We start from the raw sequence: 25,278 nt of genomic DNA, 5'->3' as shown, positions 1-25,278 counted from the left end.
GGTGCGAGGTTCCGAGACGTAGTGAGATCCGCTGCTAAATCGGATTAGCTCGGTAGTGTGCTGCGACGCCCTCGCCGCTGTCAAGGTCGGCCGGCGCCGAGCGCCGACGTCAGGCCCCGGGCGTCGCGACGGATTCGCGGATCCGCACCGGCATGGACACGCGATGACTCTCGCGGCCCGCGGCCGCCCCGTCCCGATGCCGCTCGATGACACCGAAGAGCACGTCGACCGCCTTCCGGCCGAGCTCATAGTGCGGGAGCGCGACCGTGGTCAGCTTGGGGCGGATCCAGGTGGCGATCGGGTGATCGTCGAACGAGACCACGGACACGTCCGTGGGCACCTTCAGCGCGTAGTCGTCGAGCGCCTGGTAGGCGCCGAGGGCGATCCGGTCGTTGAGGCAGATGAGCGCGCGGGGCCGCTCGTGCTCGAGGAGGTGCCGGGTGGCCTCGTAGCCGTACTCGGGCAGCCAGTCGGGGCAGACGCGGCCCCCGGCGAGCTCGACCTTCGCCTGGGCGAGCACCTCGCGGATGCCGTCGAGGCGTTCGACGCCCGCCAGGGCCCCGGGTGGCACGTCGCGGACCCGCGGCCCGGCGCCGATGGTGTGGATGCCGTCGCGGTGCCCGGCGTCGAGCAGGATGCGCGCCGCGGCGCGGCCCGCCTCCGTCTCGTCCGGGACCACCGACGGGAGTTCGGCCGCCGGCTTGGGGACGGCGTTGAGCAGGACGGCGGGACCGGAGGTCAGCGCCGGGGGAACCTTGAGCGTCCGGGTGAACATCGAGGCGAAGATGATGCCGTCGACCTGACGGTCGTGCATCGCCTGGAGCAGGCCGCGTTCGAGATCGACCTCGCCCTCGGTCTCACCGATGAACAGCATCACGCCCCGCTCGCGTGCGGCCTCGAGCGCCCCCTTGATCATGTCGCCGGCCAGCCGCGACGTGGCGACGGTGTCGGACACGAAGCCGATGGTCCGGGTGGTGCCGGTGCGCAGACCCACGGACACGATGTTCCGGCGGTACTCGAGCTCGTCGGCGGCCGCGAGGACCCGCTGCTCCACGGCCTGGGATATCCGCAGCTCACGCCCTCGCCCGGACAGGACCAGCGAGGCCGTGGTGGGCGAAACGCCGGCCCGCCTGGCGACGTCGGCCATCGTGACCCGTCGTGGGCTCACCCCAGGAACCTCCAACGTAACGAAGCGAGATCGAAGCTTGACACGCCGCCGCGGCCGTGGAAACACTAACGATGCTAATCCGATTTAGCAACCGGCGTTCGCCTCTACGGACCTGCCGGTCGGTCACCCAAATCTACCGAGGGAGACGCAATGTCGCGTCGCATCAGCCGCCGTCGCGCAGCGCTGGGTTTCGTCGCGCTGACCGGCACCCTGGCCGCCGGCTGCGGTGGCCCCGGGAGCGACAGTTCCGAGCCGTCGGAGACCGGGACGGGCGCCGCTCTTGCCGGCGCGCCCACCTGCGGCGACGAGCCCATCACGATGAACGCCTACTTCGAGACCGGGTTCCCGATGCCGACGGCGCTCACCGACGAGTTCACCGCGCAGTTCCCCAACGTCACCTGGGAGATCCGCGAGGACCAGTTCGCGGTCATCACCCAGAACGCGCCCCGCGTCCTGGCCGACGACCCGCCGGACCTGATGCGGCTGCCACAGGTCTCGGAGCTGGTCAAGGACGGCCTGCTGAAGAACCTCGACGGCTACGCCGAGGCGTTCGGCTGGGACCAGTGGCCGGCATCGCAGCTGGAGCAGCTGCGGCTCGGCGATGGCGGCCGCCCGCGCGGCGAGGGATCGTTGTACGCGATGGGGCTGAACTTCAGCATGACCGGTGTGTTCTACAACAAGACCCTCGCCGAGCAGATCGGCATGACCGCGCCGCCGGCGTCGCTGGCCGAGTTCGACGATCTCCTGGCACGTGCCCAGCAGGCCGGCGTCACGCCGATCGTCCAGTTCAACGGCGGCGCCACCGGCGGCTTCGCGTTCCCGCTGCAGAACCTGATGGCCGCCTACGGCGAGCCGGGCCCGATCAACGACTGGATCTTCCAGAAGGACGGCGCCACCATCGACACCCCGTCGAACCTCGAAGCCGTGCAGCACCTCGACGAGTGGATCAAGGCCGGCTACTTCGACCCTGACGCCAACGCCATGGACTACGCCACGATGATGAGCAAGTTCATCGCCGGCGGCGGACTGTTCATGTTCAACGGCGACTGGGAGTCCGGCAACCTCGACCAGCAGCTGCCTGGCGAGGTCGGCTTCTTCCTGTTCCCGTCGGCGGAGGAGGGCGGGGCGCTGGCGACGATGTCCGCGCCGCTGACCTTCGGCATCGGCACGAACTCGGCGAACGCCGACTGCGCGGCGTTCTTCCTCGACTGGGTGGCGACCAATCCCGAGGCGCGGACGGTCGCCGTCGAGGTCGGCGGATCCCACCCGATGGGCCTGCCCGACGCCCCCATGCCGGAGGTGCAGGAGGGCACCGTCACCGCCGAGACGCTCGCCGCGGGAGCACAGATCGCCGAGGACAACGGCGCGATGGACTTCATCGCCAACGCCACCGGCGCCATCTACGCGCAGAGCTGGACCCCGCAGCTGCAGCGGCTGTTCGCGGGCGAGCAGACCCCTGAGGAGCTGCTACGGACCGTCCAGAGCGACTACGAGAGTCAGGTCGGGAGCTGACATCGATGGCACGGCCGATCCTGGATCCCGCGGTCGAGGCCGCGGGGTCCCCGCCGGCGACGGTGCCGAACGGCTGGACCGTTCGTCGCACGCGACGCCGCGCCCGGCAGACGGCGGGCTGGCTGTTCGCCGCACCGGCGCTGGCGGCATACACGATCTTCGTCCTGTGGCCCATGGGCCTGACCGTCCAGTACTCCCTGTACCAGTGGAACGGCATCGGCGCGTCGACCTGGGTCGGGCTCGACAACTACCGGCGGGTCTTCACCGACCCCGAGCTGTTCGACACCATCCTCCACGCGTTCGAGCTCATCCTGTACTTCTGCGTGGTCCCGGTGGTGCTGGGGCTGGCCATCGCGAACACCATCCGGCGCATCGCCACGACCCGGCTCGCACTGGTGGCCCGGACGGTCATCTTCATTCCCCAGGTCATCCCACTGGTCGCGGCCGGGATCACCTGGAGCTGGCTGCTCGCCTCCGACGGCCTGGTCAATCAGGTCCTGTCCGCCGTCGGGCTCGGGGGCGTCACCCGTGCCTGGCTGGGTGACTTCGGCACCGCGCTGCCCGCGGTGGGCGTCATCGGCGCCTGGGTGCTGCTGGGCCTGTGCACGCTGCTCCTCCTCGCGGGGATGAGCAAGATCGACCCGGCGCTGTACGAGGCCGCGCGGATCGACAGCGCCGGGCCGCTGCGGGAGTTCTTCTCGATCACGGTGCCGAGCGTGCGGCAGGAGATCGGTGTCTGCGTCACCGTCACCGTCATCGCGGCGCTGGCCAGCTTCGACATCATCTACATCTCGACCCAGGGCGGTCCGGGCAACTCGACGATGGTTCCAGGCCTGGAGATCTACCGGCAGGCGTTCTTCAACCGTGAGGTCGGTGTCGCCTCCGCCCTGGCGGTCGTGCTGATGGTCCTCGTGCTGGCCTGCGTGCTGCCCATCCAGCGACTCACCCGGGAGACATCGTGATCGTCGGGCGCCGTGAGGCCTGGACGGGCCGGCTGTTCCTCGTCGCGCTGATGGCGGTGACCATCATCCCGTTCGTCAGCCTCTTCGTCACCGCGCTGCACCCGTCGGGGAGCTACCCGCTGGGGCTGCAGTGGCCGGACGACCCGCAGTGGGGCAACTTCGCCGAGGCGTTCCGGGTGTCGAACATGAGCGCGCTCCTGGAGTCGAGTGCGCTGATCGTGGCCGGGGTGGTCCCCGTCGCACTGCTGCTGGGGACGATGGCGGGCTTCGCCATCGGTCATCTGCGGATCGCTGGCCGCCGGGCGCTGTTCCTGCTGTTCGTCTTCGGACTGACCCTTCCGTATGAGGGCATCGTCACCCCGCTCTACTATCAGATCCGGGACCTGGGGCTGCTGAACACGCGCTGGGCGATCATCCTGCCGCTCATCGGCCTGTTCATGCCGTTCGCGGTGTTCTGGATGCGCGCGCACTTCATCAACGTGCCCGACGAGATCTCCGAGGCGGCCGAGATGGACGGCGCCAGCGTGTGGCAGCAGTTCTGGCGGATCCACGTGCCGCTGGCCATGCCGGCCATCTCGTCGCTGGCGATCCTCATGTTCCTGTGGAGCTGGAACCAGTTCCTGCTCGCCATCGTCCTCGTCGACGATCCCGCGAAACGCACCATGGCCGGGGCGCTGGGCGCGTTCCAGGGCCAGTGGGGCACGAACATTCCGCTTCTGTGCGCGGGGTCGCTGCTCATCCTGGCGCCCACCCTCCTCGTCTTCCTCGTCTTCCAACGCCGATTCGTCGCCGCCCTCCTGCAGGGCTCTGTGAAGGGATGACCGGATGCACCGACGCCGCGGGGACCGGCCGGCACGGTGGACCGCCGACCACCTCGACCGGATCGCGCAGACCTCCGACACCACCGCCCCACTGATCGTCTCCCCGCCTCCCCGGGTGCTGCCCGGCCACGACGTCTGGGACATGTGGCCGGTCCAGGAGCACGATGGGTCGACCGCGGTCGTCGACGGCGCGGAGCTCTGGATGGCGCTTGCCGCACCGGCCTACGGCCATCCCGAGGAGCGGCACGACCGCGCCCGCCTGCGCCTGCTGACCCACGCGGACGGGCGATGGACCGACCGCGGCGACGTCTTCGAGCCGGGCACCTCGCTGGGCAGCCGGGAGTGGTCCGGCTCAGCGGTTCGCCGACCCGACGACACGGTCTCGACGTTCTACACCGCCGCCGGCCTGCCCGGTACCGCCCGCCCGACGTTCCATCAGCGCGTCGTCGAGGCCCGGAGCCGGCTGGCCGACACCGCGGACGGCATCCGCGTCGGCGCGAACGCCGAGCACCGCGAGATCGTCCGCGCGGAGGGCCCGCACTACCTGCCGGCGGACGAGGTCGACGGCGGGCCGGGACGGATCCGGGCGTTCCGCGACCCCTACCGCTTCCGCGACCCCGCCGACGGCCGCGAGCACCTCCTCGTCGCCGCGTGCGTCCCGTGGGGCGACCGGTTCACGGGAGCGATCGCGCTCGCCTCCGCCACCGCCGGCGGCTGGGCGCTCGGTCCTCCCGTGATGGTGGCCGACGGCATCAACCACGAGATCGAGCGGCCGCACATCGTCGTCCACCGGTCGCGCTACTACCTGTTCGTCTGCACCAGCCGGCGGGCGTTCCACCCGGCCGGCGGCGCGCCCACCGGCCTGTACGGCTTCGTCGCTCCCGCCGTGGACGGCCCGTACGAACCCCTCAACGGCACCGGCCTGGTCATCCAGAACCCGCCGGAGCAGCCCGACCAGGCCTACGCCTGGCTCGTCCTCCCCACCCTCGACGTCCACAGCTTCGTCGACTACCTCGCCCCGGACGGCGACGACCCGAGGTCCGCCGCCGCAGGCGAGGCGCGATCCCGGTTCGGCGGCACCTTCGCTCCGGTGCTCGGCCTCGTCGTCGACGGGGCCAGCACCGCCCTGCGCCACGCCCCGTCACCGAACGCGACAAGACCTACGGAAGGTCGGCCAGTCGTGGCGGGTCGGCACCGGCCCGGCCCACTGTGACCGCGGCGACGCCGACACCGTGCTCGAGCAGCGAAGTGAGCATCGGTCCGTCGACGGCGCGCAGCCGGTCGCGGCGACCGGCACCCAGCAGGCCGGCCCGGCACAGCCCATGGATCAACGCGCCCATGAACGAGTCGCCGGCGCCGACGGTGTCGACCACTGCCACCCGCGGCGCGGCTGTCTCGACGGTCCCGCACGCCGCGACCGCCGCGGCCCCGTTCCCACCGAACGTGACGACCACGATCGACGGCCCAGCCGCCAGCCACCGACGTCCCACGGCCATCGCGTCGGAGCCTGGGAACAGCCAAGCCAGATCCTCGTCGCTGACCTTGACGACGTCGGCCAGTCCGACACACTCCTCGACGCGCCGGAGCACCGCCTGCCGCGGACCCAGGAGCGCCGGGCGCAGGTTGGGGTCGTACGTGATCGTCGCGTGCGCCCGGGCCCGGCGGATCAGGTCGACAACGGCGCGCCCGCCAGGCTGGAGCACCGCGGCGATCGAGCCGGTGTGGACGGCGGCCAGGCCGTTCACGGCGACACCACGCGGGAGATCCCAGGTCAGGTCGAAGTCGTAGCTGGCCACGCCGGTCCCGTCGAGGGTGGCCACGGCGACCGGAGTCCGCGGTGCGGCGCCGCTGCCCGGGACGAGCCGAACCCCGGACTCCCGCAGCCATGCCCGGACGGCGCCACCCCCCTGGTCGGCGCCGATCCAGGTCGCGAGCCGCACGTCGCACCCCAGCCGGCCCAGGGTGAGCGCGACGTTGGCAGGACTGCCGCCGGGGTACGCCGCCGTGGTTCCGTCCACGCGGCGCACTTCGTCGATGAGCGCCTCACCGGCCACGAGGACGGCCGCGTCGCAACGCGGCGCCGGGCCGTTACCGGACGACCGCGCCATCGAGCTGCCAGACCCGCAGATCACTCCGACGCGGCGCACTCACCCGCACCCGCGGCCGTGCCCAGTACGTGCGCGTGGTCAGAGCGGCGCCGTCGCTGAAGACCTCGACAAGCGAACCGTCGACGAACACGCGGACCTGGTTGCCGGCGGCCCGCCGTAGGGTGAAGGCGCGTTCGCCGCCGACCGGGTCCGCCACCTCGACGACCAGGGATCCGCCGGAATCCGCCGCCCTGATCCGTAGCCTCGCCACGTCGTCTGTCACGGTCCAGCCGTCGTCGACCGGCGCTCCGGCGAGCTCCAGCGCCGGCTCGACGGGCGCGTCCGCGGCCCCGACCGGCGCAAGCCTCAGCGCGGCGAGCTCGGGAACGGGCTCCTGTTCGAGCCGGCCGTCGCCGACGGTCAGCCGTCGCGGCACCGTCAGCGCGCCGACATGACCCATCGTCGCCTGTGTCGACGGCGGCACCACCTCCTGAGCCCAACCCCACAGCAGCGTCCGCCCGGCTGCATCTGTGGTCAGCGCCGGGGCGTAGAAGACGTCGCCGTGATCGAGCAGCCCGGCCGGCGCGCCCTGGAACCGGCCGTCGACGATCGAGCCGACGAAGCCGACGGCGTGCATCAGCGGGCGCGGCGCGTCCGGCACCTGACAGCTGACCACGAGCGCCGTGGACGACCCGGAGGCGACGAGCTGCGGGCACTCCCACAGCTCACCGAGATCCAGCCCGTCGATCCGCCGCGGCGCGGCGAAGAACACCCCGCGGTACCGCCATTGGGAACCGTCCGGCGACTCGTAACGGAGTACCTGGCCGTGCCGCTCCCCGGCGGTGGTGCCGCTGCCGAGCAGCAGCTGCCAGCGCGAGCCGTCCTGCCAGAGGAACGGGTCTCGGTGGAAGCCGCTGCCGAGCTCCGTCGGCGGCCCGGGCAGCAGCGGGCCCGCAGGGTCCTTCTCCCAGGTCAGCAGGTCCGCCGAGCCCCTGGCCCGGCACACCGACTCCACGCGGTCGTCGTCCTCGCCCACGACGCCGGTGTAGTAGATGACCGGCCGGCCGTCGATGATGCGCAGGCAGCCCGACCAGCAGCCGTCGGCGTCGGGCCTGCCGTTCTCCGGTGCCAGCGCGGTGCGGTGGCGGGTCCAGTGCACCAGGTCGGGCGAGCTGACGTGGCCCCAGTGCGGCGGTCCCCAGGCCGGTGCGTGCGGGTTGGCCTGGAAGAACAGGTGGTAGCGACCGTCGAGGTGAATCGGTCCGTTCGGGTCGTTGATCCAGTTCCGGACGCCTGTGATGTGGTAGCGCGGCCGCCAGTGACCGGGGGCGGCGGCGACGTCGGCGGGCGCCGGCGCTCGATGTGTCATCGCAGGCTGTCGAGGTAGGCGGCGCGGATCCGCCGGGCCTGCTCGGCGTTGGCGACCTGACGGGCCCGGGTGTCACGAGCACGGCGTTCCAACCACTCGGCGCGCTTGCGCTCGAACTCCCCCATCCGCTCGTCGCGCTGCCGCAGCATCGCCTGGCGGATCTCGTCCAGCCCGGCGCGGTCCGGCGGCACGATGCCGTCGGACGGCGGTGTCTGCGGGCGGCGCGGCAGCCGCTGCTCCACCGGCAGGATGTCCAGCCGCGGGCCGGGCAACGTCTGGTACCAGTACGCCGTCGACGCCCAGTCGTCGGCGAGGTGGTTGGCATGCCCGTGCTCCATCGTCACGCGGATGCGCTTGTCGAACCGGACCGGGTCGGCCAGGTGGAACCGGTAGCTGACCTGGTAGCCGGGCACGTCGCCCTCGTGCACGATGGTGCCGCAGAACGGGTAGGCGTTGCGCTGCATTCCCCAGGCCTGGTTGAAGTAGTCCTCGCCGCCGGTCCCGTGCATGCTGGGCGGCCAGACGTCGTCGTCGATGAAGATCATGTCGTCGCCCTCGCCCCACCAGGTGCCCGGGAAGTGGGCGACGGAGTGGTTGCAGCCGATGTAGTTGCCGGCGCCCTCCGTCTCGAGGATGACGTAGTTGCCCGCGCCGTCGAGGTTGGGCACCTGTGTCTCCAGGCTGTTCACCTGCAGGTCCGGGCCCCAGCCGTCGCAGGGGTTCTCGCGCCGCCAGTGCGCGTGGAAGTACAGCAGGTCGTCGGGCAGCGGGTCGGCGTAGAGCTCGTAGTCGACGTAGTAATACTGCACGTAGGGCACGTCGTTCTGGTTCTCGACCTCGATGCGGGCGCGGCTGTTGAACGGCATCGGCAGGTAGCAGTTCAGTGCGGCGGGCCCGCCGAACTTCAGCCGCTCGTCGTCCTTGACCGAGACGGTGAACGGCAGCGACGCGAAGTTGCCGGCGATGGAGTTGCCGACGCAGAAGAAGTCACCCAGCGGTGCGACGACGCTGGGGTGCTCCTGGTCGTCCCAGTACATCCGGATGACCACCTTGCGGTAGTAGTCCGGGTCGGTGATCTCCCAGTTCACGCCCAGTGCGTTGTGGATCTCCAGCATCGCGACACCAGCGAGGGTTGGGTCGATGAGCCCGGGCCCGATGATCCGCCGGCAGGTCTGGGTGAACCACAGGTGCGTGATGCAGCCCGGCCCTTCGATGTCGGCGAGCACCGCGGTCTCGCCCGGCATGACGACGAACGCGTCCTCGTTGCCGCCGGTCTGGTCCCAGCTGGACACCCGGGCGGAGCGGGCGCGACGCCGCTTGGCGGCGCGGCCGAGCAGGTCGTCACCGAGGGCGAAGGGGAGGTTGTCGGGCACGGGAATCCTTTCGTCGGTCGGTCAGCCCTTGAGGCCGGAGGCCTTGACGGACTCGATGATCTGGCGTTGCAGCACCAGGAAGACGAGCAGCGTGGGGACGGCGGCGAGCAGCGACGCGGCCATCACCAGGTTCCATTCGCCGCCGTACTGGCTCTGGAACGACGCGATGCCGACCTGCACGACCCACAGGTCACTGTCACGGGCCACGGTGAGCGGCCACAGGAAGCTGTTCCAGGTGGCCAGGAACGTGATGACGCTCAGCGAGGCGAGCATCGGAGCGCTCAGCGGCAGTACCACCTGGGCGAACCGGCGCAGGTAGCCGGCACCGTCGAGGTCCGCCGCCTCCTCCAGTTCGGTCGGGAACGACAGGTAGAACTGCCGCATCAGGAAGACGGGGAACGCGGTGAACGCCACCGGCAGGATCAGCCCGGCGTAGCTGTTCGTCAGGCCCATCCGGCTCACCACGTAGAACAGCGGGACCAGGATCACCGGCAGCGCCACCAGCAGCGTCGCGAAGAACATGCCGAACACCAGGCCCCGGCCGGGGAAGCGCAACCTGGCCAGCGCGTATCCGGCCAGCGCCCCGAAGCCGACCAGCAGCACCGTCACGGCAACGGAGGTGAGGACACTGTTGAGCAGGTAGCGCGCGAACGGGATGCGGGTGAAGACGGTGACCAGGTTGTCCAAGGTCGGGTTCGACGGGACGAGGCTCGCCCCGGCCGTCTCCCCCGACGGCTTCAGTGCGCCGGACACCATCCAGATCAGGGGAAACAGCTGCACGAACGCCAGGACGGAGGCCAGGACCACCGCCAGCGCGGTGGAGATCCGCAGCCCGCGCCGCCGCCTGCTCCGGTCCCTCGAGTTGAGGGCCGGCTCAACGATCAGCGGAGTCAAAGCGGCCTCCCTTCGTCAGCCAGAAGGCGATGCCGGTCAGCGCGATGAGCGCCAGCGCGTACCAGACCGCCATCGCCGAGGCGTAGCCGAACTGGTTGCCGCGGAAGGCCTGCTGGTAGATGTAGTAGATGCCGAGGCTGGTCGAGTTGGCCGGACCACCCTCGGTCATCACGAAGATCAGGTCGAACGCCTGCAGGCCCGCCAGCCCGGCGATGGTCGCCAGCACCAGCGCGAAGAACGTGGTGGGGCGGAGCAGCGGCAACACCACACTGAACACGGTCCGCACGTAGCCGGCGCCGTCGAGCTTCGCGGCCTCGAACAACTCCGACGGGATGTCCTGCAGGCCGCCGAGCAGGATGATCATGTAGAAGCCGACGAAGAACCAGATGCTGATGAACACGACCGTCCACAGCGCGAGGTCGGGATCGCCGAGGAACGACGGTGGTTGCTCCACGCCGAGCCGGCGCAGCACGGTGTCCACCACGCCGACCCGGTCGGCCAGCATGTAGCGCCAGATCAGCCCGACGACCACGAGGCTCACCGTGTACGGGGCGAAGAACGCCGCCCGGAAGAAGGCTCGCCCGGGCAGATCGCCGTGCACGAGCAGCGCCATGATCAGCGCCAGGACGTAGAGGCCCGGCACGAAGGCGCCGACGTACAGGAGCGTGACCTTCAGGCTGTTCGTGAACAGCGGGTCGGCGAACATCCGCCGGTAGTTCTCCAAGCCGACGAACTCCGTCCTGCCGAAGCCGTCGGCGGAGGTGAAGCTCAGCCCGAAGGCCAGCAGCATCGGCACCAGCACGAAGACGCCTACCCCGATGGCCGACGGCGCGACGAAGGCGTAGCCGGCCAGCGCCTCCCGGCGACGCCGGGGGCGGCGGAGCGTCACCGGCGGGCTCGCGCCAGCGGTGGGCGGGCGTTGCAGGGTGGTGGCCATGACGCCCCCTACGAGCCCAGCGGGGCGCCGTCGTACCCGGCCAGCGCGGCGTCGATCTGCTCGTGCGCCTGTCCGGCCGCCTCGGCCGGGTCGACGCCGTCGAGCTGCGCCGCCTGGACGGCGTCGGTGACCGCCTTGACCACCTCTGGCGTGAACCGCGGTTCACCGCGGCCGAACGGGGTGTCGTCGCTGTCGAGGGCGGCCGCGTCGAGTCCGACGACGTCGAAAGCGGCGTACGCCATCAGGGAGTCCTGCTCGAACAGCCCTTCGTCGGCGGCCTTCTGCATCACCGACTTGCGCACCGGAAGGCTCTTCTTGGCGTCGAACGCCCAGGCCACCATCCGATCGACACTCTCCTCGCCGGCCAGTGCCCAGGCGCAGAACTCCGCGGCGGCCTCGGCGTTCGCGCTGTTCTTGTTCACGCAGAACGCCCAGCCGCCCATGTCCGTGATCGGGTCGGCACCGGCCTCCGGTACCGGGAGCGGGAACATGCCGTACTCGAAGTCCGGCGCGCCCGCCTCGAGGAACGAGCCGCCCGCCGTCACCATCTGCGCCATCGCGGTGTAACCGCTGGCGAGGTTGGCGACGAGGTCACCGCCACCGCCACCCTGCATGGTCCGCGGCGCGACGCCCGCGGCGATGCTGTCCTGCCAGAACTTCAGCGCCGCCGCGGCGGCCGGCGAGTCGAACGCGGACGCCAGCCCGCTGTCGTCGACGACATCGCCGCCGCCCTGCCAGAGGAACGGGTACCAGGTGAAGTTCTGGTAGACGTTCGGGCTGGTCTCGAACAGGACGCCGAACCGGCTGCCGGTGGTGAGCCGGTCGGCGACGGTGAGCAGCTGGTCCCAGGTGGCGGGGATGTCGCCCTCTGACAGCCCTGCCTCCTCGAACGCGGCGATGCTGTAGAACATCGTCAGCGGCTCGCTCTCCATCGGGATGCCGTAGACGCGGCCGTCGACCGTCCGGCTGCTCATGGCCGACGCGTAGAAGTCGCCGGCCGCGCTACCGAGTGCGTCGGTCAGGTCGTAGAGCACGTCGCCGTTGTAGTAGCGCAGGAAGTCGCCCGGACTGATGACGAACATGTCCGGCCCTTCGCCCGCCGAGAACGCGGACTGCAGCTGCGTGCCCTCGATGTACTCCGCGATCGGGATGTACGTGAGCCGCACCTGCGCACCGCCCCGGGCGTTCCACTCGTCGGCCAGGTCGGCGAACCAGGTGCTCTGCGCCGCGACGGAGTAGCTGCCACCCTCCTGCGGCGAATACCACTGCCAGAAGTCGATGGTGGCGCTGTCGCCGCTGGTGCCGCCGTCGCCGCTGCCACAAGCGGAGAGCAGACTGCTCCCGGCCACCGCGCCGACCCCGAGGGCCAGCGAACCGGTCAGGAACCGGCGCCGGGTGGGCGTCCATAACTGACCACGAGAGGAGCTGAGAGCGTTCATGAGCTTGTCCTTTCGGTCACGTGTCTGAGCAGCCGCATGAGCGGCGCAGCCGCACCGAGGGCGGCAGGATGACCGTGCTGACGTCCCGGTCGGGGTGGGCGATCCGATCGAAGAGCAACTCGACGGCGGTCCGTCCCAGCTGGTCCAGTGGCTGGGCCGCGACGCTGAGCGGCGGGTCCAGCAGATCGAAGAACGGCTGGTCGTCGAAGCCGACGACCGCGATGTCATCCGGCACACGTAGCCCGAGCCGACGCACCGCACGCAGGACGCCGAGCGAGAGCAGGCCGTTGGCGCAGAAGACGGCGCTGGGGCGGTCGTCACCTAAAAGCATCTCCATCGCCAGCCGCTCGCCGAGCTCGAAGGTCCCCTGCACGCCGACGGCGTCGCGCATCTCACCCTCGACGACGCTGAGCTCGGCTCCGTCGACCGCGTCGATCGCCTCGCGGCAGCCGGCCAGTCGCTCGCGGCTGGGCGTGGCCGCCGTCGTGCCCATGACGGCCGCGATGCTCCGGTGGCCGTGCTCGAGCAGGTGCGCTACGAGCTCCCGCGCGCCCGCACGGTGGTCAACGAGGACGGCGTCGAAGGGATCGTCCTCGACGCGACGGTCCAAGGTCACCGTCGGGATGCCCTGCTCGCGTAGCTGCGCGAGCGGCCCGATCTGCTCCGCCGAGGGCGCCACGATCACGCCGGCCACGTTCTCCTCGATCAGCAGGTCCAGGTAGAGCCGCTCCTGGTCCAGATCCTCATCGGTGTTGCACAGCAGCACCGCGTGCCGCCGTTCGGCCGCAGCCCCTTCGACGGTCCGCGCCACGGACGCGAAGAACGGGTTCTCGACGTCGGAGATCACCAGCCCGACCGCCTCGGCCCGCTTCTTCCGCAACGCCCGGGCCGCTCGGTTGGAGCGGTAGCCCAGCGCCTCGGCCGTCCGCCGCACCCGCTCGGCCAGTTCCTCGCTCACGCCGAGCTCGCCGGAGAGCGCCCGGGACACCGTCGCAGTCGAGACGCCCAGCTCTCTGGCCACGTCCCGATACGTAGGTCCACTCATGAAGCACTCCCTTGGGCAGCGGACGTAATCGATTGCGTAATCGATTGCGTTGAGAGTAGAGCCGAGCCGAGGCGCCGTCAATACCTCGTGACGGCCGGCCTGGTCATCGGGCAGGACACTTCGGAGTGGCGCGGAGGGTGGTCGTCGTCATGGTGCTCGAGCGCTGTGAGCCAACCCCTGGCGCGAATGGACTGCAGGGAGCAGAATGCGGGAACGTCCGCGCGATGCCCAGAGGGGCGGCGTGCGGAGTACTACTCAAGGGGGGGCCCAACCATGCGCAAGTCGATCCTGCTCGCGTCGGCGTCATGCGCCGCGCTGATGGGTGCAGCCGTTCTGGCCGCGCCCGTCGCCACGGCCCACGCACCATCCGGAGCGATCTTCACCACGCTCCCGGACGGGTCGGAGGTCAACTTCAACATCTACGACTCCAAGGACGACGTGTACCTCGACGGTGGACCCGGCATCGGCGCGCCGCAAGACGCGGCGGGGCTCGATGACGGGACGTACGTCTTCCAGGTCACCGACCCGTCCGGCAAGGTGCTGCTGTCGCAAGACCCGGCCCGCTGCCGTCAGTTCACGGTGGCCGGTGGGGTGATCACCGGCGTGGTCGACACGGATTGCGAGCACGCCACCGGTGTCGACGTGGACCACAACGCGGTCACCGTTCAGCTGATGCCGTACGCCGACACCCCGAACAATGGCGGGGAGTACAAGGTGTGGGTGACAACCGTCGAAGACTTCTTGGCCGGCTGTGCCGAGTTCGGTGTGCCGAACGGGCTCAACGTGATCGACTGCGGCTCCCAAGGCGGCAACAAGCACGGCTTCGTCGGCGGACACAGCAAGACCGACAACTTCAAGGTCGGCCCGCAGCGGCCCATGGAGATCGACACCCGGTTCTGGAAGGACGGGCAGGCCCAGGACGGCTTCGGCGTGACCTGGACGGACACTCACGGTGCCAAGAACAAGAAGTACTCCTACTGGGCGCCTGAACTCATGGTCTTCCACGAGGCGCACGTCGAGGCCGTCGAGGTCGGCCGGCATCACATCACGATCGCGGACCAGCCTGGCTGCGTAGTGCACGACGTCAGCGTCGACGGCCGCCATGTCGGGCAGGGCGCCCGGACGGTCTCGGTGGACATCCGTCGCAACATGAGACAGGACACGGTCTTCGTCGACGTCGACTGCGAGTAGAGGTCGCCCAGCGGTTGCGCGTGGCCGCGCCGTGGGGGTAGCGGGAAATCGCCGGGTCATTCCCGCACCCGGTGAGTTCACCTTCGTCGCCCCGCGGCGCGGCCAGTCTCGTCAAGAGGGCGCGCGACCTCCTACGCGATCGTCAAGTGGTCGCGACGCGGCGAAGCGGCTGGTCAGAACCTTCCTGACCAGCCGCTTCGGCTGTGTGGTGGTGGCGCCTCCTAATACGAACCGCACGTTGACCATCCAAGCGCCGCCCATTCACCTACGTGACCTGCGGATACGCGCCGGATCATGCCACGAGGCAATTCTGAACGCTCTCGTTTCGGACCCCGGATCTAGTCGGCCGAGCGGTTTCGGCCGACCAACTCGACCGCGTCCTCGCTGAAGGTGACGCACGCGATGCCCGCGGCACCGTCTACAAGACGGTTCGCCGAATGGCGCGCAGAGGACTTCTCCAATGGGGTCGCGGAAGCTTTCGGCTCACCGATGTCGGCAGAAGCGCCGCGCGCCGATGCGGGCCTCACAGATGATCACTTGCTAGCGCAAGCTGGCCGCCGCCCGACTCTCAGTGATCGATGCGGCGACGTGGTCACACGTTCCTCAGTGCAGAGGTCAAAAGGCATGATCATGTCAGAGTTCGAGCGGAGCGAGCTGAGCCCGACAATTCTTGACCGATACGTCTCCGGCTCCTGTGGGTCGGGTTCGATGCGCGGCAATGGCGAAGGCGTCGGGGTGGACCGCTGGGTGCTCACCGTTCAGGGACGCCATCTGCCAGGCCGAGATCCCCTAGCAGCACTCCGAGTAGCGACTCCTCATGCACGGCGATGCCCCGGCGTGACATGTCCGCCGCGAGTTGTGGGTCCCACGGCGTCTCGACCGGCGTCGATGCCGAGAGCGGTGTCGGGGTCGATGCGGACAAGGACGTCATGCGCTTCAGCGGCGGACAGGTCGGTCAGCAGTGTGCCGGTGAACAGGCGCATCAGCTGGATGTACTCACCGGCGTTCTCTGTGGTGACGTATCGGCAGAGGTTGAGCCTCTCGTTGGCGCTGCCGGGCTCCGCGCGCTGCTGCCACACTTCGTCTTCCTGGGCCACGATCTCCCCTCGGTCCGACGCTGCCGGTCACCGCGGCAACAGCCAAACGCAGTGATCCTCGCCGTCACGCCGAGGCGCCGGACTCGCTGTCCATGAACAGATCGGCCGTTTCGAACCGAGCCAGTCGTCAGCGGTCCCCTCTGGCGTACAAGAGTGATCGATCGTCGTCAACCGCTGCGTGCACCTGATGGGGCAGGCGAGGCCAGCAGGTCGGGCCGCTCGGCGACGGCCAGCCGACGCGCCGACGACGCAACCCACACCGAACAGCGCGGCACCGCCCCGCGACGCATCGACTACTGAGATCGCTGCTCACCGCTCGCCGGGGTGGGAATCACAACGTCGATTCCGGCCGCCGCAGCAGCGCGACCAAGCCGTTCATCCAGTGTCACCAAGGGCACGCCGTAGCGCTGGGCGAGCGCGACGTACGGTGCATCGTACGGGCTGACGTTGTGCCGTCGGTCCCAGATCATTGCGAGAAGCCACGTTTCCGGTCCTGTGTACTGGACCTCGACCTCGCGGACCGCGCTAGCGAACGCGTCAGCTTGGGCAGTGGTGATCAACTCGGCGGACTCGTACCTGCGAATGGTCCTCAGAACCTCGATGGGGGCATGCGCTGGCGCCGCCCACTCCAGATCGTCGCTCAGCGCCTGCCGACAGGCATCACCCGAGAGACCGCCGTCAACCAATGCCCTCACCCACACACCCGCATCGACGACAATCATCCGGCAACTGTGCCGCGATCGATCTGGAAGCCGCCGTCACGACCCTCACGAACGATCCGCTCGGGGCTCAACTCCTCAGGAAGGGCCTGACGGTGAGCAGCGGTGGACTCGAACACGACGGCGTTGCGCGCAAAACGCGCCTCACGTCGAAGCACATCGAGCAGGTATGCCTGCATCGACTGTCCGCGCGAAGCTGCCCTCTGCGCGATGATGTCACGCACCTCGTCGGGAACATCTCTGATCTGCAGCGCCACCGTCATACATGCATATTACATGCATCTGTGCGGCCTATGTCATCTCGCTGGGAGCTCACCAGTTCCCCCGGAGATCCGGACTCGACGATTCCAATACGTCACACAACAGCTGGCCCGAACCAGAGCTGGATACAGGCCGCTGCGTAGATGCGCGCAGCTTCCGAGCTGCGACACCTCCCGTGGAGGTACAGATGTCCAATCCCGATCGCCCCGAACCCATCCGGCGCAGAGGCCCACGACGCGAGGTCAAGATCCTGCCTCCGACCGTCGTCCCCATGACCGACGCGCAGCGCGATGAGGCCGCGCGCACCCTGGCAGCACTCCTCCTACCGGTCGTCCGTTGGCGCGAAGCCGCGACACGGGCGAAGCGAGAAGAAGACGAGTGATCAACGACTCCGGGCGACCCAAGCAGATCTGACGACTGCCATCGAGCGCGTTCGGATCCGCACCGTTCAGCATCAGCTGCGAGCGTGGTTCGTACGGGTCGCGCCCGTTCAACGCGATCGGCACCCCCTCGGACCCGAAAACCAACTGGTCAACGGGCCCACGGGGTCGACGAGAGTCTGCATGTCGAGCAGTTCGCCAAGGTCTGCCTGGCCGAAGCCCTGCTGCTGCAAGGCCTGGCCGAACTGCCGCACTGAGTGGGCGACAGACGAGACGAGTGGGTCACGACGAACTTCGTCGTGGCCCACTCGCCATACCGCTCGTTGCTGCCTTATGCGCCCTGAGGCGGGTTCTCGGCCTCGTGCAGGCTGGTGAAGACCAGCCACGGCCAGGAGCCGGCGACCTGCCCATGGCCCAGGATCGAGCTGGTGGTGTTCTTCAGGAACGCCATCGAGTAGGCATAGGCCGATGACGTGTCGTGGTCGATTCCGACCAGGACGTTCGTCGAGCCCTCGTTGCAGTCCGCCACTGCGAGGTGCTCGAAACCTTGCCAGGTGCGGGTCCTGATCACGGTCCGGGTGGCAGTCATCGTCGACGACGTCGGGATCTTGATCACGACGAGCTGACCCGAGGTGGTGTTGGCCAGGAGTGCGTGGTAACTCGAGGTGACACCGATCAACGCGATGGTCTTCAGGTCGGAGAATCCGGCGACGGATCCGGCGCCGGTGACCACTCGCTGTCCGCCTTCGCGGGCGGCGACCCGATAGCGGTAGATCGATCCGTTGTCGTGCAGACCGTAGAGGCTCACGGGGCTGGCGGATTCCACGGCCTCCCCAGAGGACACCAGGCGTCGGAAGCCGCCCCAGCCGCGACCCATGGACGTGACGGTGATCTCCTTGCTGTCTTGGTCGTCGCGAGCGGAGAGGCTGAACAGCGAGGTCGAGGTGTTGCCCAGGTGGTAGCGGATCTTGAAGCCGAAGTCGGCGTGGAAGTGGCCGGTGGCCAACGAGCGGACCGAGCTTCCGCCGGGCACCTCGCCGAAGTCGGTGACGGTGCGCGGGCTTGTCGTGTCGCTCACGCGGATTTCTCGGTACCTTCCGGCGCCGATGATCGACATTTCGATGCTGCAGGGCAAGGTCGACGACGCGGCGGCGCGAACCGCAGGGATGTCGGGGGTGACCGGCGTCGAGTTGGCGACCGGCGCCGCGGCGACGGTCGCGCCGACGAAGAGGCTGGCGGCGATGATGGCGAATCGTGGTCTCACTTGATCACGCTCCACGTGGGATGGTGTCGAAGGGAAAGCTGTTGGTGACGAGCCGGTAGGCCCACTGGCCCTGGAGCTGTCCCCAGCTGGTGATCGGGGTGCTCGTGCCGTTGAGAACGCCGAGGTGGTAGGCGTAGGCCAGGTCGGTCGCACTGTTGATGGCGACGAGCATCGTGCCGGAGTCGCACACCCCGATGGCGAGCTGGTCGAGTGCTCCCCAGGTGCGCGCTCGGATCACCGAGCGGGCGGCAGTCATGGTGGCCGTCGTGGGAATTCTGATCGAGGTCAGCTGCCCAGTGGTCGTGGTGGCCAGCAGCGTATCGTAGCCGGATCTGCGGCTGATCAACGTCATTGTTCGGAGGTCGCCGAATCCGTCCACGCTGCCGTAGGAGCTGACACTGGGTGTCCCTCCTCCCCAGTTGAGTTGATACCGGTACAAGGTGCCGTTGTCGTGCAGGCCGTAGATCAGGTTGGGCACTGATTCGCCCGGCTGACCGGCTTGCACCAGGTGACGGAAACCACCCCATCGCGGCGCCACCAGTTCGGCAGTGACGCTGTCGTGCTCACCGGTCCAGGAATTGCTCTGGGCGCGGATCAGGTACAGCGCGGCCGAGGACGTCGCGAGGTGCCAGTTGTCGTGGAACGGCTGTGGTTCGGCGTCGTCTCCGTAGTCGATGCTGCCCGTGCCCAGGGTTCGGAGGTCGGCCGCGCCAGGAAGGTCGCCGCCCTCGCCGATGACGATCGTGAGGTCGCTGGACACGTTCACCTTGCGGTAGTTGCCGCTGTGGTCGAACGTGCCGAGGTGTGTCTGGCACACGGCCGCTGGTGCTGCGGCGGGCGCCGCAGAGGTGCTCGAGGGTGCGGTGGCGCTAGAGGTGACACCGCTGCTCACGACGGCCGCGACGATGACGCCGACAGCTGTTGCGGTCACTCTCATGCCGCTCTCCGAGGTCGAGACTGCAATGCGGGGGCGAATGTGGTGCCCCTCACATAGCCATGACTCTCCCGTTGTGCGCACGGTTGCATCGGAGCTAGTGGTGTCCACGATCACTACCTCAAGGGCATGCTGTTCTGTCGCTCCTGCGGGGCACGCCTGCTGCTCATGCATGCCCGCAACCGGCACGGCGTGGTCTACCCCTACTTCATCTGCGTGGGGCCGGCACCAGAAGCGAACCGGCTGTACCCGCAAGGCGATGCACGTGGATCACGTCGAGCAGCTCATCGTCGACTACTACGCGACCATCCAGCTCGACGAGACCACACAGCGATCACTCGAGGCCGTCATCGCCGAAGAGTTCGCCGTCCTCAACGCCGAAGCGAAGATGGAGGTCGACGACCTGACCAAGCAACGGCGCGATCTCCTGACGCAACGGGACAAACTCCTCCAGGCCCACTACGCCGGAGCGGTCCCGCTGGACCAGCTCAAGGACGAGCAGGCCCGCGTCGGGAGCATGCTGACACGCATCGACGCCCGCCTCTACGACGCCTGCGCCAACCATGCCGAGGCAGAAGCCGAGCCCAACGACTGCATCCAGTTGATCGGCAACTGTCAAGCCGTCTATCGAGACACCCCAGACAGCGTCCGCCGGCTCTTCAACCAGGCGTTCTTCGAGAAAATCTTTATCGACGACGACACCGTGCAGACACAGAACGCCGGGCCCTTCGCTGCGCTCCTCGACGAGGAACTCCAGCGAGAGGCCCGGCGCCAGCGCGACGAGTCCAGTGACCCCGCTCTCGTGAACGGGGAGCCTCACGCCCAAACCCCGGCCCATCCTTCAACGGACCAGGGTTTGAACATGAAGCATTGGGTGGAGCTGCCGGGAATCGAACCCGGGTCCTTCGACGCTTCTCCAGGGCTTCTCCGGGCGCAGCCTGCTATGCCTCTACTCGGCTCCGGTGATCACACAGGCGAGTTCACCGTGACGAGCCCAGTCGCGTGAGTGTCCCTTCCGGTCCCGCGACCGTACCGGAAGGTGAGCCTCCTGAATGATGCCGAACACCGGGTCGGAAGCAACCCCGGGTCGACAGACTTCAGTTCCCTGCCTCAGGCGGCGAGGGCGAAGTCAGTGCGCTTAGCGTTGGCACTTGTAACGTTTGCCGCGAGCGTTAACGAGATAACGCGGCCTCCTCGGCCCGCTTCCCCTGGTTCGACGAACGAAGTCGAAACCGCTCAGCCCCTCTGGAGTTGTCAATCCCCCGGGCACGCCCGAAGGTCTGCCCAGATTACAACCTTCAACGCCGAACGGGCGAGCGAGATTCCCCGTCACCCAGGAGGCCGGCCGGGCTGAAGCCCCAGACACCGGCCGCGGTGAGATCGGGATGCACCCCCGAGCGTGCCCAGAAGGCGAGCTTCGGGTCGACAGGCTCACGCGGCAGCAGGGCCGCCTTCCGGTGCAGCTCGCGCAGGTCTCGCGCGTCGACCGGTCCGGCCTGCCACTTCGCCTGGCCGAGCAGAACCGCGCGGTCGTCGACGAGGCCGAGGAGTGTTGTGCGAACAGATAGCACTACAAACAGTTTGTGTATCACCGCCGGCGGCTACCAGCGGGTAACATTGGGTACGACGCCACCGACGAAGGAGGCGCGCATGAGCAGCACCCAGCCCGGCACGCAGCACGTCGACGAGCGGGAGGCCAGGCGAGTCGCGGAGGCCGCCCGCGAGACGCGGTGGGAGAAGCCGTCGTTCGCGAAGGAGCTCTACCTCGGCCGGTTCCGGCTCGACCTCATCCACCCGCATCCGTCGCAGTCGCCCGAGGACGAGGCGGCGACGACGGCGTTCCTGGCCAGGCTGCGCGACGTCTGCGAGGAGCTCGACGGCGCCGTCATCGAGCGCGAGGCGCGCGTTCCCGACGAGTACGTCAAGGCGCTGGCGCGCGCCGGCGCCTTCGGCATGAAGATCCCGCGTGAGTACGGCGGCGTCGGCCTGACGCAGGTCGGCTACAACCGCGCGCTCATGCTGCTGGGCGGCGTGCATCCGTCGATCGGTGCGCTGATGTCGGCGCACCAGTCCATCGGTGTGCCCGAGCCGGTGAAGCTGTTCGGCACCGACGAGCAGAAGCGCGCCTACCTCCCGCGGTGCGCGGCGGGCGCCATCAGCGCGTTCCTGCTCACCGAGCCCGACGTCGGCTCCGACCCCGCCCGCCTCGCCACGCAGGCCGTACCCGTCGACGGCGGGCGGTTCTACGAGCTCAGCGGCACCAAGCTGTGGACCACCAACGGCGTCATCGCGGAGCTGCTGGTCGTCATGGCGAGGGTCCCCGAGCACGACGGCGGGCGCGGCGGCGTGACGGCGTTCGTCGTCGAGGCCGACTCCCCCGGCGTCACCGTCGAGCATCGCAACGCGTTCATGGGGCTCAAGGGCATCGAGAACGGCGTCACCCGGCTCGACCGCGTCCGCGTCCCGGCGGCGAACCGCATCGGCCGCGAGGGCGGCGGCCTGCGCATCGCGCTGACCACGCTGAACACCGGCCGGCTGTCGATACCGGCGCTGTGCACGGGGGCGTCGAAGTGGTGCCTGAAGATCGCCCGCGAGTGGTCGGCCGAGCGCGTCCAGTGGGGCCGCCCTATCGGCCGGCACGCCGCCGTCGCGCACAAGCTCTCCTACATCGCGGCGACGGCGTACGCGCAGGAGGCGGTCCTCGACCTCTCCGCGCACCTGGCCGACGAGGGCCGTCGCGACATCCGCATCGAGGCTGCACTGGCGAAGCTGTGGTGCAGCGAGACGGCGTGGCGGGTGGCCGACGAGCTGGTCCAGATCCGCGGCGGCCGCGGCTACGAGACCGCCGACTCGCTGCGAGCTCGCGGCGAACGCGCCGTCCCGGCCGAGCAGATCCTGCGCGACCTGCGCATCAACCGCATCTTCGAGGGGTCGACGGAGATCATGCACCTGCTGATCGCCCGCGAGGCCGTCGACGCCCACCTGCAGGCCGCCGGCGACATCGTCGACCCCGACGTCGCGCTGCCCGCCAAGGCGAAGGCGGCGGTCAAAGCCACCGGGTTCTATGCGAAGTGGCTGCCGCAGCTGGTCACCGGGGCCGGCCAGCTGCCCACGTCGTACCAGGACTTCGGCGTGCTGGCGCCGCACCTGCGCTACGTCGAGCGCGCGTCCCGGCGGCTGGCACGGTCGACGTTCTACGGGATGGCCCGCTGGCAGGGCGGCCTGGAGAAGAAGCAGGGCTTCCTCAGCCGCGTCGTCGACATCGGCGCCGAGCTGTTCGCCATCGCGGCGTCGTGTGTGCGGGCCCGGATGCTGCCCGAGTCCGGCGCGGTCCAGCTCGCCGACGTGTTCGCGCGCCAGGCGCGGCTACGGGTCGAGCGGCTGTTCGACGCACTCTGGCACAACACCGACGGCCCCGACGAGGCGCTGGCGAGGGCCGTGCTGGCCGGCGAGCACACCTGGTTCGAGGCCGACGTGCTCGACCAGAGCGAGGGCACCGGCCCCTGGATCGCGCCGCCGCCGAGCGGCCCGCCGGCCGAGAACGTCGCCCGCCGCGCCCTCTAGGTGGGCGGCGAGGTCACGGCCGCACGATCGCCCGGCCGCGCCCCACGCAACCGGTGCCGGCGACCGACGCGACGACCGTCAGGGCGAGCCGGCCGTCCGGGCGATGCTCCGCGACGCGCGCCTGCAGGGTAACCGTGACACCGTCGTCGGGCACGACGACGGGGCGGACGAAGCGGAACGTGACCTCGGTGATGCGCGCCGGGTCGCCGAGCCAGCCGGCCAGCAGCCGGGTCACCAGACCCAGGACGAGCGTGCCGTGCGCGATCACGCCGGGCAGCCCTGCTGCGGCGGCGATCCGGGGACTCCAGTGGAGCGGGTTGAAGTCGCCGGACGCACCGGCGTAGCGCACCAGGTCCGCGCGGCTGAGCCGATACTCCTCGCCGGCCACGACGGCACCACTGGCGAGACCCGAGTCCGGCACGGACGACGTCACCGGCGGGTCCCCGCCGCGCCGCGCCGGGTGACGACGGCGACGTCGAGCACCCGCACGGACTCGAGGCTCGCCGCCATCGCGGCGACCCTGCCGTAGCAGTCGCGCCGGACCCACCACCAGCGCCCCGCGACCCGTTCCATCGTCACCGTCGGTTGCCCTGCTTGCGCGCGTCGTGGTGTCACGGGGTGCCTCCGTGGATCTGCCGATCGATCTAAAACGAATATCCCTTCTATTTAGGTCGTGGGCAAGACCTACTGGGTGAGTCGTTGATCACTACCGCGCTGGGCGGTCAGGCGCCCGGATCGGCCAGCGCCCGGGCGTAGGCGGCCATCGAGCGCTGGTAGCGCGGCAGGTGCCGGGCCAGCGCGCCGACGGCGACGGAGACCGCCTCGCGCTCGCGGCCGGCGTCGGTGAGTGCCAGCGCGAGCACGCAGCTGACGGCGTCGTTGAGGTGATCGGACGCGCGGTCAGGCTCGGCGGTGAGCAGGTCGATGCTCTCCTGCGGCCGCCCGAGGTTTCGGACGGTACTGGCCAGCTGGATCACTGCCCGGCGACGGCGTTCGCCCGGCAGCTCGCCGGCCAGCGCCTCGCGGTAGAGCGGCTCGGCGAGGTCGGGCCGGCCGGTCGAGTCGAACGCGCAGGCCCGCTCGAACGCCGCGACCGGGTGCCCGTCGGGCAGCTCCCCCGCCAGCCCGTCGATCAGCGCCCGGAACGACTCCTCGTCGTACTCGTCGATGGCCGCCCACGCCGCGGCGACCCGTCGTTCCCAGTCCTCGTCCGTGCTCATCGCGCCAGCCTCGCACACGTCAGCGCAGCTGCACGCCACCGCCCGGCGGGACCAGCTCGATCCACACCCGGCCCGGCGCGACGCGCAGAGGCGCGCCGTCGGCGTCCAGAAGTACCAACGGCGCGTCGAGCGACGCCTTGGACCAGTGCCCGTCGACGGCGGTGCCGGCGGTCAGCAGCGTCGCGGCGCCGGCGTCGACCAGGATGGTCTCGGGTACCGGATTGCCGGCCGGGTCCTCGTACCCGGCATCGCGAGCGTTGACGTACAGGATGAGGACCGAGGTCGGCGCGAACTCCGCGCCCTCGGCGGCAGGGTCGTCCTCGAGCCGCCAGGTCCCGTCCGCCCACGTCCACCGCGAGGTGTGAGCGCCGGAGAACGTGACGTCGGCACCGGCAACCGGCCGGCCCGCGGGCGGGGTGCCCCACGGCAGATACGGGCCGGTGGGAACGCCCGCGCCGGCGGGCAGCCCCGCCAGCGCCTCGGCCGGGTCGAGCATGACGTTATACGGCGCCGGCCGGCCGTGGTCGCGGGACAGGCCGTTGCCGCCGCCGCTGAGCACCGTCAGGCCGGCCTCGCCGAGCGCCTTCAGCACCCGCTCGGCCCCGCCGGAGGCGACCAGCAGGCCGCCGGCCGGCAGCGCGATGCCGGCATCGGTGGTGCGCACCGAGCGCACCGGGCCGGCGACCGGCGGCATCGTCGACTGGAACAGCGCGGCCAGCCGGGTCAGCCCGCCCTCGACCAGCTCTTCGACCACGAGGTCGGCGGACGACAGACCGAGCTGCGGCGCCGCCGGCCGGGTGTTGTCGATCTTCACGACGAGCGCCGGGCTCGCGGCGTCAGCGGCCGACGGCGCGGGCAGGCCGGTCAGCGGCCACACCGGAGCCGGCGTAGGGGTCGGCGACGGGGTAGCGGCGGCCGAGACGGGCGATGCGGACGGCGTCGGTGTCGGCGCAGCGTCGCCCCCGCCGCAGGCGGCGAGCAGCAGCACACCTGCGAGGAGGAGGGCTGACACCGTCGGGACCCGGCGTCGCGGACCCACCG

General features: G+C 69.7%; 26 protein-coding genes and 1 other RNA gene. 7 read left to right on the top strand and 20 right to left on the bottom strand.

Features of this window, described 5'->3' with window-relative positions; translation table 11 throughout:
- Positions 1 to 109: 109 nt before the first annotated feature.
- Positions 110 to 1,168 (bottom strand): LacI family DNA-binding transcriptional regulator, encoded by a 1,059-nt coding sequence (locus tag E1262_RS00915; RefSeq protein ID WP_203453406.1) that lies wholly within the window; start codon positions 1,166 to 1,168, stop codon positions 110 to 112.
- A 150-nt stretch (positions 1,169 to 1,318) separates the two neighbouring features.
- Between E1262_RS00915 and E1262_RS00910 the strand changes: the two genes are divergently transcribed.
- From E1262_RS00910 to E1262_RS00895, 4 genes are read left to right on the top strand one after another with little or no spacing between them, the layout of a single operon-like run.
- Positions 1,319 to 2,680, top strand: a complete 1,362-nt coding sequence (locus tag E1262_RS00910; protein ID WP_132101148.1) for an ABC transporter substrate-binding protein — start codon at positions 1,319 to 1,321, stop codon at positions 2,678 to 2,680.
- Positions 2,681 to 2,685: 5 nt separating this feature from the next.
- Positions 2,686 to 3,642: a carbohydrate ABC transporter permease gene (locus E1262_RS00905; RefSeq protein ID WP_132101147.1), complete on the top strand. Its 957-nt coding sequence runs from the start codon at positions 2,686 to 2,688 to the stop codon at positions 3,640 to 3,642.
- Positions 3,639 to 4,463: a carbohydrate ABC transporter permease gene (locus E1262_RS00900; protein WP_132101146.1), complete on the top strand. Its 825-nt coding sequence runs from the start codon at positions 3,639 to 3,641 to the stop codon at positions 4,461 to 4,463. Before E1262_RS00905 ends, E1262_RS00900 begins: the two co-directional genes overlap by 4 nt.
- A gap of 4 nt (positions 4,464 to 4,467) precedes the next feature.
- Positions 4,468 to 5,676, top strand: coding sequence for a glycoside hydrolase family 68 protein (locus E1262_RS00895; protein WP_132101145.1), 1,209 nt, complete (start codon positions 4,468 to 4,470; stop codon positions 5,674 to 5,676).
- Here the strand turns inward: E1262_RS00895 and E1262_RS00890 are convergent.
- The 7 genes from E1262_RS00890 to E1262_RS00860 all read right to left on the bottom strand — a co-directional run bounded on the left by E1262_RS00890 (position 5,624) and on the right by E1262_RS00860 (position 13,607).
- Complete coding sequence (locus tag E1262_RS00890) at positions 5,624 to 6,481, bottom strand: PfkB family carbohydrate kinase (protein WP_238992782.1); 858 nt, start codon at positions 6,479 to 6,481, stop codon at positions 5,624 to 5,626. The genes E1262_RS00895 and E1262_RS00890 overlap by 53 nt on opposite strands.
- A 70-nt stretch (positions 6,482 to 6,551) precedes the next feature.
- Positions 6,552 to 7,919 (bottom strand): glycoside hydrolase family 32 protein, encoded by a 1,368-nt coding sequence (locus E1262_RS00885; protein ID WP_132101143.1) that lies wholly within the window; start codon positions 7,917 to 7,919, stop codon positions 6,552 to 6,554.
- Entirely contained in the window at positions 7,916 to 9,292 is a 1,377-nt protein-coding gene (locus E1262_RS00880; protein ID WP_203453405.1) for a glycoside hydrolase family 172 protein, read from the bottom strand. Before E1262_RS00880 ends, E1262_RS00885 begins: the two co-directional genes overlap by 4 nt.
- A 21-nt stretch (positions 9,293 to 9,313) precedes the next feature.
- Positions 9,314 to 10,186, bottom strand: coding sequence for a carbohydrate ABC transporter permease (locus tag E1262_RS00875; RefSeq protein ID WP_203453404.1), 873 nt, complete (start codon positions 10,184 to 10,186; stop codon positions 9,314 to 9,316).
- The gene (locus tag E1262_RS00870; protein WP_132101142.1) at positions 10,167 to 11,123 is read right to left on the bottom strand and encodes a carbohydrate ABC transporter permease; all 957 of its coding nucleotides are present in this window, start codon (positions 11,121 to 11,123) and stop codon (positions 10,167 to 10,169) included. Before E1262_RS00870 ends, E1262_RS00875 begins: the two co-directional genes overlap by 20 nt.
- A gap of 8 nt (positions 11,124 to 11,131) precedes the next feature.
- Complete coding sequence (locus tag E1262_RS00865) at positions 11,132 to 12,562, bottom strand: ABC transporter substrate-binding protein (protein WP_132101141.1); 1,431 nt, start codon at positions 12,560 to 12,562, stop codon at positions 11,132 to 11,134.
- 16 nt (positions 12,563 to 12,578) lie between these two features.
- Positions 12,579 to 13,607 carry a LacI family DNA-binding transcriptional regulator gene (locus E1262_RS00860; RefSeq protein WP_132101140.1) on the bottom strand — a complete coding sequence of 343 codons (1,029 nt, stop codon included), beginning with the start codon at positions 13,605 to 13,607 and terminating at the stop codon, positions 12,579 to 12,581.
- Between the two features lie 273 nt (positions 13,608 to 13,880).
- Between E1262_RS00860 and E1262_RS00855 the strand changes: the two genes are divergently transcribed.
- The gene (locus E1262_RS00855; RefSeq protein ID WP_132101259.1) at positions 13,881 to 14,798 is read left to right on the top strand and encodes a hypothetical protein; all 918 of its coding nucleotides are present in this window, start codon (positions 13,881 to 13,883) and stop codon (positions 14,796 to 14,798) included.
- A 751-nt stretch (positions 14,799 to 15,549) separates the two neighbouring features.
- Here E1262_RS00855 and E1262_RS31955 read toward each other — a convergent pair.
- The 4 genes from E1262_RS31955 to E1262_RS00835 all read right to left on the bottom strand — a co-directional run bounded on the left by E1262_RS31955 (position 15,550) and on the right by E1262_RS00835 (position 18,333).
- Positions 15,550 to 15,729, bottom strand: a complete 180-nt coding sequence (locus E1262_RS31955; protein WP_132101139.1) for a DUF2399 domain-containing protein — start codon at positions 15,727 to 15,729, stop codon at positions 15,550 to 15,552.
- 459 nt (positions 15,730 to 16,188) lie between these two features.
- Positions 16,189 to 16,617, bottom strand: a complete 429-nt coding sequence (locus E1262_RS00845; RefSeq protein ID WP_132101138.1) for a type II toxin-antitoxin system VapC family toxin — start codon at positions 16,615 to 16,617, stop codon at positions 16,189 to 16,191.
- Positions 16,614 to 16,877 carry a FitA-like ribbon-helix-helix domain-containing protein gene (locus tag E1262_RS00840; protein WP_132101137.1) on the bottom strand — a complete coding sequence of 88 codons (264 nt, stop codon included), beginning with the start codon at positions 16,875 to 16,877 and terminating at the stop codon, positions 16,614 to 16,616. Before E1262_RS00840 ends, E1262_RS00845 begins: the two co-directional genes overlap by 4 nt.
- Before the next feature lie 709 nt (positions 16,878 to 17,586).
- Positions 17,587 to 18,333, bottom strand: a complete 747-nt coding sequence (locus tag E1262_RS00835) for a hypothetical protein (protein WP_132101136.1) — start codon at positions 18,331 to 18,333, stop codon at positions 17,587 to 17,589.
- On the opposite strand from E1262_RS00835, the gene E1262_RS00830 reads away from it, so the two are divergent.
- Positions 18,323 to 18,523: a hypothetical protein gene (locus E1262_RS00830; protein WP_132101135.1), complete on the top strand. Its 201-nt coding sequence runs from the start codon at positions 18,323 to 18,325 to the stop codon at positions 18,521 to 18,523. The two genes, E1262_RS00835 and E1262_RS00830, sit on opposite strands and share 11 nt — an antisense overlap.
- Here the strand turns inward: E1262_RS00830 and E1262_RS00825 are convergent, their stop codons facing one another.
- The 4 genes from E1262_RS00825 to E1262_RS00810 form a co-directional block, all read right to left on the bottom strand.
- Positions 18,524 to 19,627, bottom strand: a complete 1,104-nt coding sequence (locus tag E1262_RS00825) for a hypothetical protein (RefSeq protein ID WP_132101134.1) — start codon at positions 19,625 to 19,627, stop codon at positions 18,524 to 18,526.
- Between the two features lie 160 nt (positions 19,628 to 19,787).
- Entirely contained in the window at positions 19,788 to 20,273 is a 486-nt protein-coding gene (locus tag E1262_RS00820) for a hypothetical protein (RefSeq protein ID WP_132101133.1), read from the bottom strand.
- 52 nt (positions 20,274 to 20,325) lie between these two features.
- Positions 20,326 to 20,697, bottom strand: a transfer-messenger RNA (tmRNA) gene (gene ssrA / locus E1262_RS00815).
- A 54-nt stretch (positions 20,698 to 20,751) separates the two neighbouring features.
- Positions 20,752 to 21,045 (bottom strand): hypothetical protein, encoded by a 294-nt coding sequence (locus E1262_RS00810; RefSeq protein WP_132101132.1) that lies wholly within the window; start codon positions 21,043 to 21,045, stop codon positions 20,752 to 20,754.
- A gap of 58 nt (positions 21,046 to 21,103) precedes the next feature.
- Between E1262_RS00810 and E1262_RS00805 the strand changes: the two genes are divergently transcribed.
- Complete coding sequence (locus E1262_RS00805) at positions 21,104 to 23,017, top strand: acyl-CoA dehydrogenase family protein (protein ID WP_132101131.1); 1,914 nt, start codon at positions 21,104 to 21,106, stop codon at positions 23,015 to 23,017.
- Between the two features lie 13 nt (positions 23,018 to 23,030).
- On the opposite strand, the gene E1262_RS00800 is transcribed toward E1262_RS00805, so the two are convergent.
- The 4 genes from E1262_RS00800 to E1262_RS00785 form a co-directional block, all read right to left on the bottom strand.
- A complete protein-coding gene (locus tag E1262_RS00800) occupies positions 23,031 to 23,450 on the bottom strand; it encodes a MaoC/PaaZ C-terminal domain-containing protein (RefSeq protein ID WP_132101130.1) in 420 nt (139 codons plus the stop codon).
- Positions 23,447 to 23,632, bottom strand: a complete 186-nt coding sequence (locus tag E1262_RS00795) for a hypothetical protein (RefSeq protein ID WP_132101129.1) — start codon at positions 23,630 to 23,632, stop codon at positions 23,447 to 23,449. The genes E1262_RS00800 and E1262_RS00795 overlap by 4 nt, the downstream gene beginning before the upstream one ends.
- A 107-nt stretch (positions 23,633 to 23,739) precedes the next feature.
- A complete protein-coding gene (locus E1262_RS00790) occupies positions 23,740 to 24,237 on the bottom strand; it encodes a tetratricopeptide repeat protein (protein WP_203453403.1) in 498 nt (165 codons plus the stop codon).
- Positions 24,238 to 24,256: 19 nt separating this feature from the next.
- Positions 24,257 to 25,114, bottom strand: coding sequence for a DUF3048 domain-containing protein (locus E1262_RS00785; RefSeq protein WP_162605703.1), 858 nt, complete (start codon positions 25,112 to 25,114; stop codon positions 24,257 to 24,259).
- Between the last annotated feature and the right edge of the window lie 164 nt (positions 25,115 to 25,278).

Origin of the sequence: Jiangella aurantiaca (assembly GCF_004349105.1) — a bacterium.
GTDB classification, from domain to species: Bacteria; Actinomycetota; Actinomycetes; order Jiangellales; family Jiangellaceae; genus Jiangella; species Jiangella aurantiaca.
This window is presented reverse-complemented; position numbering and strand designations above follow the sequence as displayed.

Excerpts from the sequence above, each read along its gene's own strand:
- E1262_RS00805 (WP_132101131.1), top strand. The coding sequence starts at position 21,104 with ATGAGCAGCACCCAGCCCGGCACGCAGCACGTCGACGAGCGGGAGGCC.
- E1262_RS31955 (WP_132101139.1), bottom strand. The coding sequence starts at position 15,729 with ATGACGTCCTTGTCCGCATCGACCCCGACACCGCTCTCGGCATCGACG.
- E1262_RS00895 (WP_132101145.1), top strand. The coding sequence starts at position 4,468 with ATGCACCGACGCCGCGGGGACCGGCCGGCACGGTGGACCGCCGACCAC.
- E1262_RS00790 (WP_203453403.1), bottom strand. The coding sequence starts at position 24,237 with ATGAGCACGGACGAGGACTGGGAACGACGGGTCGCCGCGGCGTGGGCG.
- E1262_RS00860 (WP_132101140.1), bottom strand. The coding sequence starts at position 13,607 with ATGAGTGGACCTACGTATCGGGACGTGGCCAGAGAGCTGGGCGTCTCG.
- E1262_RS00905 (WP_132101147.1), top strand. The coding sequence starts at position 2,686 with ATGGCACGGCCGATCCTGGATCCCGCGGTCGAGGCCGCGGGGTCCCCG.
- E1262_RS00865 (WP_132101141.1), bottom strand. The coding sequence starts at position 12,562 with ATGAACGCTCTCAGCTCCTCTCGTGGTCAGTTATGGACGCCCACCCGG.
- E1262_RS00845 (WP_132101138.1), bottom strand. The coding sequence starts at position 16,617 with ATGATTGTCGTCGATGCGGGTGTGTGGGTGAGGGCATTGGTTGACGGC.
- E1262_RS00825 (WP_132101134.1), bottom strand. The coding sequence starts at position 19,627 with ATGCATGAGCAGCAGGCGTGCCCCGCAGGAGCGACAGAACAGCATGCC.
- E1262_RS00885 (WP_132101143.1), bottom strand. The coding sequence starts at position 7,919 with ATGACACATCGAGCGCCGGCGCCCGCCGACGTCGCCGCCGCCCCCGGT.
- E1262_RS00870 (WP_132101142.1), bottom strand. The coding sequence starts at position 11,123 with ATGGCCACCACCCTGCAACGCCCGCCCACCGCTGGCGCGAGCCCGCCG.
- E1262_RS00910 (WP_132101148.1), top strand. The coding sequence starts at position 1,319 with ATGTCGCGTCGCATCAGCCGCCGTCGCGCAGCGCTGGGTTTCGTCGCG.
- E1262_RS00840 (WP_132101137.1), bottom strand. The coding sequence starts at position 16,877 with ATGACGGTGGCGCTGCAGATCAGAGATGTTCCCGACGAGGTGCGTGAC.
- E1262_RS00855 (WP_132101259.1), top strand. The coding sequence starts at position 13,881 with ATGCGCAAGTCGATCCTGCTCGCGTCGGCGTCATGCGCCGCGCTGATG.